The organism is Flavobacterium sp. (genome assembly GCF_003525665.1).
Lineage (GTDB): Bacteria > Bacteroidota > Bacteroidia > Flavobacteriales > Flavobacteriaceae > Flavobacterium.
In genome coordinates this window covers 508-10,478 of sequence record NZ_DQDX01000093.1, presented here as the reverse complement: position 1 = coordinate 10,478, position 9,971 = coordinate 508, and the positions used below count along the sequence as shown (strand labels likewise).

The following is a 9,971-nucleotide window of genomic DNA, read 5'->3' as shown; positions in this document are numbered from 1 at the left end:
CTCCTGTAGAAGAAACCGTTACTCCATAAATTTTTTATCTTTGATTAAACCTTTTCGATTATCTTTATTCTTACTTATAAATTTTCACTTTGCAAGAAGAAAAGGATTTTATTGAAGAGTTATTAAATCCGAAGACGCAAAATGTTGCGTTTCAAAAACTTATGCGCGAATACCAACGTCCGTTATACAATCATATTCGAAATATTGTTTTGAATCATGATGATACCGATGACGTTTTGCAAAACACTTTCATCAAAGTTTTTCAATATTTAAACGGATTTAAAGGCGACAGTAAATTATTTTCTTGGATGTATCGCATTGCAACAAACGAAGCAATAACTTTTATCAACAACAAAGCCAAGCGAAACGGAACTACAAGTGAAGCCATGCAAACTAAAATTGTAGAAAATCTAAAAGCCGATGAGTATTTTGACGGAAATGAAATTCAAATAAAATTGCAAAAATCAATTGCTTTGCTTCCCGAAAAACAACAATTAGTCTTCAAGATGAAATATTTTGAAGAATTAAAATACGAAGAAATATCAGAAATTTTAGGAACATCTGTTGGTGGATTGAAAGCATCGTACCATCACGCTGTGAAAAAAATTGAAGTATATATGAACACGAATTAAACCTTTAAGAATAAATAAAGTCTTATAGACATGAATGATTTTAAATTAGATAACGAACCAAAAATAAAATCGGGATTTCAAATTCCGGAAAATTATTTTGATACTCTTTCAGAAAAAGTAATGAATCAATTACCTAAAGAAGAGCCAAAAGTAGTTTCGCTTTGGGATAGAAATAAGCGTTGGATTTACTCTGCTGCTGCCATTTTAGTGCTTTCGCTAACGATTCCATTGGCCAATCAATTTCAATCAGCATCAACGGAAGTTGCAACAACAGAAAGCAATGAAATTGAAAATTATTTGGCTTATCATGCATCATTATCAGATGAAGAAATTATAAAATTGCTCGACAAAGAAGATATTGCTGAAATTGAAGTTACTAATTCATTGGATGAAGAGGCATTAAAACAAGCATTAAATGAAGATTCAAATACCGAATATTACATTACAAATTAAAATTACAGATTATGAAAAATTATAAATTACTATCATTTCTTTTATTCTTCATTTCGGTGGCAACATTTGCCCAACCGGGAAAATTTAAAGAAAAAAGAGACCAAGTACGATCATTAAAAGTGGCATTTATTACAAGCGAATTGCAATTAACACCAGATGAATCGGCAAAATTTTGGCCCATTTACAATGATTATGAAGACAAGCAAATGGAGTTAAAAAGAGATCGTATGAAAAGTTATATCGATCGATTTGAAAGCAATGAAAAATTATCAGAAAAAGAAGCAACAACATTATTAAATCAAATGGAAAGTGCCGACGACGAGTTGCATCAACTGAGAAAAAAATTCATCGCCAACTTGAAAAATATTTTGCCATCAGTTAAAATTCTAAAATTGAAAAAAGCCGAAGGTGAATTTAGTAAAAAATTATTGCAACAATATAGAGATAAGAAGATTAGGAGATAGTTTCGGGTTACGAGTTTCGGGTTACGAGTTTCGGGTTTCGGGTTACTTTCTTGAACTTAAATTTAGCTTACGCATAAAAGGTAAAAAAGCGATTTTCATATGAAAATCGCTTTTTTTTATAGATAACAATCGTAAAATCTGCAATCTGCAATCTGAAATCTGAAACCTGCTATCTGAAACCTCCTACCTGAAACCTGCTATCTGCTATCTGAATTCTATCCTCACAATCTTATCTTTTCCTGCAGCGATGGCTGTATTTTCATCAACAAATCTTATGGTGAAAAACGTGGTGTCTTTTGAGAATTGTTTCCAAGAGTTTCCGCTATCTTTAGAATAATATAATCCGTTGGCACCAACGCAAACTAACTCTTTTCCTTTACTTTTAGGTACAAATTGAATGCACGATGCATAACCAAAACCTTGCTTCTCGCCTACCAAATTCCAAGTTTTTCCACCATCTTTAGTAATGGCTTTATTTTGAAAATTCTGATTTAGTTTTTCGTAATTTCCGCCTGCGATAAATCCTATTTTGGCATCATAGAAATCGGCTGTGAAAATTCCGGTCATTTCTTGTCCTTGAACAATTGGAGTTTCATAAACAGTCCACGATTTTCCTTTATCTGACGAAAAGAAAACTCTAGATTTTTTTCCTCCAGAAACCAACCATGTATTATTTCCTTTTATAATAATATTGGTATTGCTTGCCGCAAAAAAAGCTTCGCCTTCCTCAATAGACGGCAATTTATCACACGGAATTTTATTCCAAGTTTCGCCTCCATTTCTTGTAATTAGAACACAAAAACAACCACTTATTGGATCGCCAACAGCAATTCCTTCTTTATCATTCCAAAACTGCATACTATCATAAAACACTCTTTCGTGCTTTTCTTCAAAGACTAATTTACTCTTTGCTAAGTCTTTAGGTAATTTAAACAACAACGCAGGATTGGCTACATTTAAAACAAAAATCGAATTCTTTGTTTGCGCAATACTTCGATATTCAACTTTCAAATCTCCTTTAGAAATTTCCTTTTGAGTTTTATTAGCATCAATTAAACTTACATATCCTACTCTACTTTTATCGGCTGCATACCAAACTTTATCATTAGAAACAGTGATAGCTCGAATACTAATTTTATCAGTAAGAATAGTATCAATTTTTGCAGAAGTAAAGAATGTACCACTATCAACTTTACTCGATTTACATGAAATGATTAGCAATGAAGCTGTAAGAATTAATAGAAAATTTTTCATAAAATATTTATTATTTGATGCTAAGATACGAATACTAATTGTTAATGATTTGTAAATGTTTATTCTTGGCACAGATATTGGTTTTAGATTATCAAATGCTATTATAAACTAAAATATATTTACATTATGAAAACTAAAATATTACTTTCGACCCTGATGAGTTTTCTATTTTTGAACTCATTTGCACAAGACAGAACTACGGTAAATGCTTCAAGTTCTGAAATTAGTGATAACCTTGATTTGCGCGCTGTAGCTTCTATCTTTGGAGATTCTAGAGATTTAGAAGATTTTGAAAAACGACTAAATGATCCTAAAAATCAAATTTCTAATTTAGATTTAAACGGAGATAATGAAGTTGATTATTTAAGAGTTATTGAAACCGTAGAAGGAAGAACGCACTTAATTGTGTTACAATCAGTTTTAGGTCGTGATACTTTTCAAGACGTTGCTACTGTAGAAGTAGAAAAAGACAGTAACAACAGAGTTCAAGTTCAAGTTGTAGGAGATGTTTATATGTATGGTCAAAATTATATTTATGAGCCAGTTTATGTAAGTACACCAATTATTTACGATTACTTCTGGACTCCAGCATACAGACCTTATTATTCATCATGGTATTGGGGTTATTATCCAAGTTACTATTATGCTTGGAATCCGTTTCCGGTTTTTAGATACAGAAACAACATCGGAATTTTCATCAACTTCAATCATCATTATAACTATGTAAATTACAGAAGATGTCAAGTTGCCTACAATAATTATTACAGTCGTAGAGGAAATTATTATGAAAGACAACATCCAAATCGTTCATTTGAAAGAAGAAATTCTGGTTATACCAACCGATATGAGTTAGACAGAACTAGAAATATTAGAACTGTCGGTTCCACTAGAAATGATGTTGCAAATGTAACTCCAAGAACTACTAACGGAAATCCAAGAAGCAACAATGTAAATCCAAGAAGCACATCAACTCCAAGAAATAATGGTGTGACTCCAAGAAATACAAATTCGCCACGAAATACTGAAGTTACACCAAGAACTTCATCTCCTAGAAATACTGAAGTAACACCAAGAACTTCATCACCTAGAAATAATGAAGTAACACCAAGAACTTCGTCGCCTAGAAATAATGATGTTGCACCAAGACAAAATAATCCATCAAGAAATTCTGGAAATATAGCACAACGTTCACCAAGTAGAAATGAAAGTAGCGCTCCAAGAGGCGGAAATTCATCAGAAAACAGAGGTGGAAATTCTGGAAATAGAGGTGATAATTCTTCAAGAAGATAATTCATAATTATAATAAATAGGAAAGCATCGAAAATATTCGGTGCTTTTTTTATTTCAAATACTTAAAATGAATAACTTTGCATTCTTTAACAAATAATTATGAGCTCACACAGCCATCAAAACATTCACAGCAAATTATCTACTGCAGGTTTATTAGTTACATTAGGAATCATTTTTGGAGATATTGGTACTTCACCATTATACGTAATGAAAGCAATTTTAGGTCAGTATGCAATTACATCTGATATTGTTTTAGGAGGAATCTCTTGTATTTTTTGGACACTAACTTTACAAACTACATTAAAGTACGTAATAATCACGTTAAGTGCAGATAATCATGGCGAAGGCGGAATTTTTGCCTTATTTGCTTTGGTTAAAAAAACTAAAATAAAATGGCTCATTGTTCCTGCCATTATTGGTGGAAGTACCCTCTTAGCCGATGGAATTATTACACCTCCAATTTCGGTTTCTTCGGCAGTTGAAGGGTTAAAAATATTCAAACCAGAATTAAACACAATTCCCATCGTTATTGTTATTTTGATAATTCTATTTATCATCCAACAATACGGAACCAAGCTTGTTGGAAAGTTTTTTGCTCCAATGATGTTAGTTTGGTTTTCCATGTTAGGAATTCTTGGGAGTATTCAAGTAGTTCAAAATTTTGCAGTTTTCAAAGCATTAAATCCGTATTACGCTTATCATTTATTATCAGCTCATCCAGAAGGTTTCTTCGTACTTGGTGCTGTATTTTTATGTACAACCGGAGCAGAAGCTTTGTATTCTGATATGGGACATTGTGGTCGAAAAAACATTAGAGTAAGTTGGATTTTTGTGAAAATAATGTTACTTCTTAATTACTTCGGACAAGGTGCCTATTTAATTTCACACGAAGGACAAACCCTAACAGAACTTGGCGGAAAAAACGGAAATCCTTTCTATTTAATTATGGAAACGTGGTTTCAACCAATTGGTGTAGTAATCGCAACTTTAGCAGCAGTAATTGCATCTCAAGCTTTAATTAGCGGTTCGTTTACCTTAATAAATGAAGCTATTCGATTAAACTTTTGGCCAAAAGCACGAATTAAATACCCAACAGAAGAAAAAGGTCAACTTTACATTCCTTCAATAAACTGGTTGCTTTTGGTAGGTTGTATTGGTATTGTTTTATACTTCAAAGAATCTAGCAATATGGAACATGCCTATGGATTGGCAATTGTTCTAACAATGATTATGACAACGATTTTACTTAACTTTTATTTAATTATGAAAAGAGTAAAAATGTACTATATCATTCCGTTGATAACCTTATATTTAGTAATTGAATTTTGTTTTCTTTATGCCAATGTTACCAAATTTCTACATGGTGGTTTTGTAACATTAATCATTGCAATTGTCTTAATATCAATAATGTCAACTTGGTATTTAGCTAAGCAAATTAGTAAAACGTATACTAAAATTGTAAAAATTGACTCTTATAAAAAGGTTCTTGCCGAATTAAGTGTTGATTTATCAATTCCAAAATATGCAACGCACTTAGTTTATATGACCAACTCCATGCGAAGCGACGAAATTGAAGAAAAAGTAATGTATTCAATTTTGCAAAAAAGACCAAAAAGAGCTGACATTTATTGGTTTGTTCACGTAAATATTTTGAGCGAACCTTACAAAAAAGAATACAAAGTTACCGAACTTGTAAAAGATGATATCTACAGAATTGATTTTTATCTAGGATTTAGAGAACCAACTAAAATCAATTTGATGTTCAAACAAGTAATTAAAGATATGGTACAACGAGGAGAAGTTGATATAACTAGTCGTTACGAATCATTGAATAAAAACAATATAATTGGTGACTTCAAATTTGTTCTTTCAGAAAAATTCCTATCCAATGATAGCGATTTAACTTTCTTCGAAAACACAGTTATGAATGCTTACTTCTTCTTGAAAAAATTCAGTTTATCAGAAGAAAAAGGATTCGGACTTGATAGTAGTTCGGTTAAAGTAGAACAATTCCCATTAGTGCTTCATGCGCCAGAAAAAATTGAAATGAAACGAATTGAATGTAGAGGATAGTAATTAGTTACAGAAAATTCATAAAAGTATTCTTTAAAATCACAAGGTTTTAAAGAATACTTTTTTCTTTCTATTAAAAAGCAATACCTTTGCACGCTGATTAAAAAACAATGAGATTACATAGAAATTTAGTTTACACTACAATAGATTCTTTGAATGCAATTTTTAACGAAGGTGAATATGCCGATAAAGTTGTAGCAAGAGCTCTAAAAAAAGATAAGCGTTGGGGAAGTTCCGACAGAAAATTTGTTGCCGAAACCATCTATGAGGTAGTTCGTTGGAAACGACTATACTCTGAAATTGCCGAAGTAAAAGAACCTTACAATCGTGAAGATTTATGGAGAATGTTTGCTGTTTGGGCTGTACTTCGCGGTTATCCAATTCCAGATTGGAGACAACTTGAGGGAACTCCAGAACGCAAAATAAAAGGTCGATTTGACGAATTATCCAAAGTTAGAAAAATGCGTGAATCTATTCCAGATTGGATGGATGAACTTGGCGTAAAAGAACTTGGAGAAGCACTTTGGACCAAAGAAATTGCAGCTCAAAACCAACAAGCAAAAGTAATTTTAAGGGTAAATACTTTAAAAACTACCAAAGAAAAGTTACGCGCTTTGCTAATGGATTTAAATATTGAAACTGAATACATCAAAGATAATAACGACGCGTTGGTATTAACAGAAAGAGCAAATGTCTTTTTAACAGATGCATTCAAACAAGGTTTTTTTGAAGTTCAAGATGCTTCATCACAATTAGTAGCTCGTTTTCTAGATGTTCAACCTGGCATGAGAGTTGTTGATACTTGTGCTGGCGCAGGTGGAAAAACACTTCACATGGCTTCTATAATGGAGAACAAAGGTCAATTGATTGCAATGGATTTATATGAAAGTAAATTAAAGCAATTAAAGCTTAGAGCAAAACGTAATGGCGCTTTCAACATCGAATACCGTATAATTGACACTACAAAAGTGATTAAAAAATTACACGAAAAAGCTGATAGAGTTCTAATTGACGCACCTTGTAGCGGATTGGGAGTTTTAAAAAGAAACCCAGATGCAAAATGGAAATTGCAACCAGAATTTATCGATAACATCAAAAAAGTACAAGCCGAAGTTTTAGAAAATTACTCTAAAATTGTTAAACCAGGAGGGAAATTGGTTTATGCAACATGCTCTGTCTTACCCTCTGAAAATCAGGAACAAATTAAGCGTTTCTTAACAACAGAGATAGGAAAAAGTTTTACCTTTGTCAAAGATACTAAAGTACTTGCATCCGAATCGGGTTACGATGGATTTTACATGGCTTTATTAGAAAGAAAAATATAATGAATATGAAAAAAATTACTACTCTTTTAGCTCTTTTTATTGTTACGATTTGTTTCGGTCAAATTCCGGCTGGTTATTACAACTCTGCAACAGGATCAGGTTATGCTTTAAAAACACAATTAAAAACAAGAATCACAACAGGTCATAATGACCAAGGATATGCTGAACTGTGGAATTTGTACACACAAACCGCTTTTAGAGATAATTATTATGAAAATAACGGATCTTTATTAGACATGTATTCTGAAAATCCTACCGGAAATGATGCTTACGAATATACTACAACAAACAGCCAATGCGGAAGCTACAGCGGAGAAGGCGATTGTTACAATAGAGAACACTTGGTTCCTCAATCTTATTTTGATAATTTTCAAGTGAACCCTATGAAAAATGATCCATTTCATGTTGTACCATCTGATGGGAAAGTTAATGGAGATAGAGGTAATTTGCCTTTTGGTGTAGTTTCAGCTTTTACGTACGAATCTACTAATGGATCAAAAAGAGGTCCAAATACTGTAAACGCTTATTCATCCTATTCAGGAACCGTATTTGAACCAATTAATGCGTTCAAAGGTGACATCGCAAGAGCTTTTTTCTATTTTGCAACTCGATATGAAGATTCTATGGATGACTTCTACTCTGCAGCAAATGGCGCTACTTGTCAAGCAAAAAATATGTTTAACGGAACCACTACTCAAGTTTTTAGTGATAATTTTATCTTATTACTAATCAAATGGCATAATGAAGATCCAGTTTCTCCCAAAGAAATTGCTCAAAACAATGCAATCTACTTGTATCAAGGAAATAGAAATCCTTTTATTGACAATCCAAACTATGTTTGTCAAATTTGGGCAGCTCAATGTGCTACCGTTAATGCGTTATCTAACGAATCATTTGCTTCCTTAGACAACGTATCTGTTTATCCAAATCCATCAAACGAGAATAAAATTAATATTCAAAGTTCGGTTGAAATAAAAGATATTCAATTATTTTCAATTAACGGACAACTAATCAAAGAAGTGAAAAATCCAGAATTTAATGACAATTTCTACACTTTAGATAATTTACCTAAAGGATTTTATTTCTTACGATTATCGTCGGAGAATCAATCGACAACTAAAAAAGTTATCATAAACTAATACATTAAAAAGCTCTGTTTCCACAGAGCTTTTTTTTTAATATAACATTGCTATTTCTTTAATTCCGAACGTTTTAACAGAATCATCTTCAACAATAATTTGAAGCTTTCCTTCGTCTGTAACTTTCTGAATTATTCCCATAAATTGATTGTGATTTACATCTTCAAATGCAACAGGAATTCCAATTTTAAACAATTTTTGATGGTACTCTTTCCATAAAATTTCCGATTGATTCGAAACTATTAAAGCGCATTTTTTTCGAATTTGAAAAACTATTTTGTTTAATAAATCTTCCAAATCATATTCTTTATTCATCACGATTGCTAATGATGTTGCTTTTGGTAAGAGAATAAAGTCCATCTGATTTACATTTAAACCAATTCCAACAATCGATTCAATTCTGTTGTCAGATTTAAAGCTGTTTTCTATTAAAATTCCAGCCAATTTTTTAGTATCTGACATAATGTCGTTCGGCCATTTTATACTTAATTTCGGAATATTTAAAGCCTCTAAAACCTCGATTACAGCCAAAGAAACAGCAACATTCAGGTGAAAAATATCACTTGCATCTTGCAGCACATCTTTAACCAAAGTACTCATTATTATATTCTTACCTTGCTCAGAATTCCAAGTAGAACCCATTTGGCCTTTACCTTTTGTTTGGCTTTCTGCAACAACAGTTGTAAAGTTTTCTACAACCTCATTGCGTGACATATCTTTCAAAAAGTCATTGGTAGAATCTATGGCATTGAGTTTGATTAACTTCATTGTACTTATTTTTGATAAAACACTATTTAAACTTATGTTAAGCATCAAAAATAATGACAAAAATTGATACCTTTGCAAATTATATAAAAATTTAAATGGCGAAAAATACAGTTAGTACTGATGTTTTGTTAACAAACATCATTAAAGGAATAGAAGAAGTAAAAGGAAATGACATTGACATCTTAGACTTAAGAGCAATAGATACAGCCGTTTGTGATTATTTTGTAATCTGCAACGGAACATCAAATACACAAGTAAATGCAATCGTTAACTCGGTTCAAAAATTAGTTTCCAAAGAACTTAAAGACAAACCATGGCACGTTGAAGGTACAGACAACGCCGAATGGGTGTTAATGGATTATGTAAGCATCGTGGTTCACGTTTTTCAAAAAGAAATTCGTGATTATTACAACATTGAAGGACTTTGGGGTGATGCAAAAATTACAACTTTAGAAAACAAATACTAAAAGCACTATAAAATAATGTCAGAAAACAAAAAACCAATCGGTTTCAAATTTAGCCCATGGTGGATTACTGGAGGAATTATTCTAATGTTTATTGTTTTAAACATGA

10 protein-coding genes are annotated in these 9,971 nt (G+C 32.0%); 8 read left to right on the top strand and 2 right to left on the bottom strand.

What is annotated here, in order from left to right; all coding sequences use genetic code 11:
* Positions 1-89 precede the first annotated feature (89 nt).
* Genes DIU01_RS06910 through DIU01_RS06900 form a run of 3 tightly spaced genes read left to right on the top strand, consistent with a single transcriptional unit; the run spans position 90 to position 1,549 of the window.
* Complete coding sequence (locus DIU01_RS06910) at positions 90-632, top strand: sigma-70 family RNA polymerase sigma factor (protein WP_290832843.1); 543 nt, start codon at positions 90-92, stop codon at positions 630-632.
* A 30-nt stretch (positions 633-662) separates the two neighbouring features.
* Entirely contained in the window at positions 663-1,085 is a 423-nt protein-coding gene (locus DIU01_RS06905) for a hypothetical protein (RefSeq protein ID WP_290832841.1), read from the top strand.
* 11 nt (positions 1,086-1,096) lie between these two features.
* Positions 1,097-1,549: a sensor of ECF-type sigma factor gene (locus DIU01_RS06900; RefSeq protein ID WP_290832839.1), complete on the top strand. Its 453-nt coding sequence runs from the start codon at positions 1,097-1,099 to the stop codon at positions 1,547-1,549.
* 204 nt (positions 1,550-1,753) lie between these two features.
* On the opposite strand, the gene DIU01_RS06895 is transcribed toward DIU01_RS06900, so the two are convergent.
* Positions 1,754-2,803, bottom strand: coding sequence for an oxidoreductase (locus DIU01_RS06895; protein WP_290832837.1), 1,050 nt, complete (start codon positions 2,801-2,803; stop codon positions 1,754-1,756).
* Between the two features lie 126 nt (positions 2,804-2,929).
* On the opposite strand from DIU01_RS06895, the gene DIU01_RS06890 reads away from it, so the two are divergent.
* The 4 genes from DIU01_RS06890 to DIU01_RS06875 all read left to right on the top strand — a co-directional run bounded on the left by DIU01_RS06890 (position 2,930) and on the right by DIU01_RS06875 (position 8,630).
* Complete coding sequence (locus tag DIU01_RS06890; protein WP_290832835.1) at positions 2,930-4,093, top strand: hypothetical protein; 1,164 nt, start codon at positions 2,930-2,932, stop codon at positions 4,091-4,093.
* Positions 4,094-4,192: 99 nt separating this feature from the next.
* Entirely contained in the window at positions 4,193-6,166 is a 1,974-nt protein-coding gene (locus DIU01_RS06885) for a KUP/HAK/KT family potassium transporter (RefSeq protein ID WP_290832833.1), read from the top strand.
* 110 nt (positions 6,167-6,276) lie between these two features.
* The gene (locus DIU01_RS06880) at positions 6,277-7,491 is read left to right on the top strand and encodes a methyltransferase domain-containing protein (RefSeq protein ID WP_290832831.1); all 1,215 of its coding nucleotides are present in this window, start codon (positions 6,277-6,279) and stop codon (positions 7,489-7,491) included.
* A gap of 5 nt (positions 7,492-7,496) precedes the next feature.
* The gene (locus DIU01_RS06875; protein ID WP_290832829.1) at positions 7,497-8,630 is read left to right on the top strand and encodes an endonuclease; all 1,134 of its coding nucleotides are present in this window, start codon (positions 7,497-7,499) and stop codon (positions 8,628-8,630) included.
* Between the two features lie 36 nt (positions 8,631-8,666).
* Here DIU01_RS06875 and DIU01_RS06870 read toward each other — a convergent pair whose 3' ends face one another.
* Positions 8,667-9,398, bottom strand: coding sequence for a biotin--[acetyl-CoA-carboxylase] ligase (locus DIU01_RS06870; RefSeq protein ID WP_290832827.1), 732 nt, complete (start codon positions 9,396-9,398; stop codon positions 8,667-8,669).
* A 95-nt stretch (positions 9,399-9,493) separates the two neighbouring features.
* Between DIU01_RS06870 and rsfS the strand changes: the two genes are divergently transcribed.
* Positions 9,494-9,865, top strand: a complete 372-nt coding sequence (gene rsfS / locus DIU01_RS06865; RefSeq protein WP_035126988.1) for a ribosome silencing factor — start codon at positions 9,494-9,496, stop codon at positions 9,863-9,865.
* The last annotated feature ends 106 nt before the right edge of the window (positions 9,866-9,971 follow it).

Excerpts from the sequence above, each read along its gene's own strand:
- DIU01_RS06900 (WP_290832839.1), top strand. The coding sequence starts at position 1,097 with ATGAAAAATTATAAATTACTATCATTTCTTTTATTCTTCATTTCGGTG.
- DIU01_RS06880 (WP_290832831.1), top strand. The coding sequence starts at position 6,277 with ATGAGATTACATAGAAATTTAGTTTACACTACAATAGATTCTTTGAAT.
- DIU01_RS06870 (WP_290832827.1), bottom strand. The coding sequence starts at position 9,398 with ATGAAGTTAATCAAACTCAATGCCATAGATTCTACCAATGACTTTTTG.
- DIU01_RS06895 (WP_290832837.1), bottom strand. The coding sequence starts at position 2,803 with ATGAAAAATTTTCTATTAATTCTTACAGCTTCATTGCTAATCATTTCA.
- DIU01_RS06885 (WP_290832833.1), top strand. The coding sequence starts at position 4,193 with ATGAGCTCACACAGCCATCAAAACATTCACAGCAAATTATCTACTGCA.
- DIU01_RS06890 (WP_290832835.1), top strand. The coding sequence starts at position 2,930 with ATGAAAACTAAAATATTACTTTCGACCCTGATGAGTTTTCTATTTTTG.
- DIU01_RS06875 (WP_290832829.1), top strand. The coding sequence starts at position 7,497 with ATGAAAAAAATTACTACTCTTTTAGCTCTTTTTATTGTTACGATTTGT.
- DIU01_RS06905 (WP_290832841.1), top strand. The coding sequence starts at position 663 with ATGAATGATTTTAAATTAGATAACGAACCAAAAATAAAATCGGGATTT.
- rsfS (WP_035126988.1), top strand. The coding sequence starts at position 9,494 with ATGGCGAAAAATACAGTTAGTACTGATGTTTTGTTAACAAACATCATT.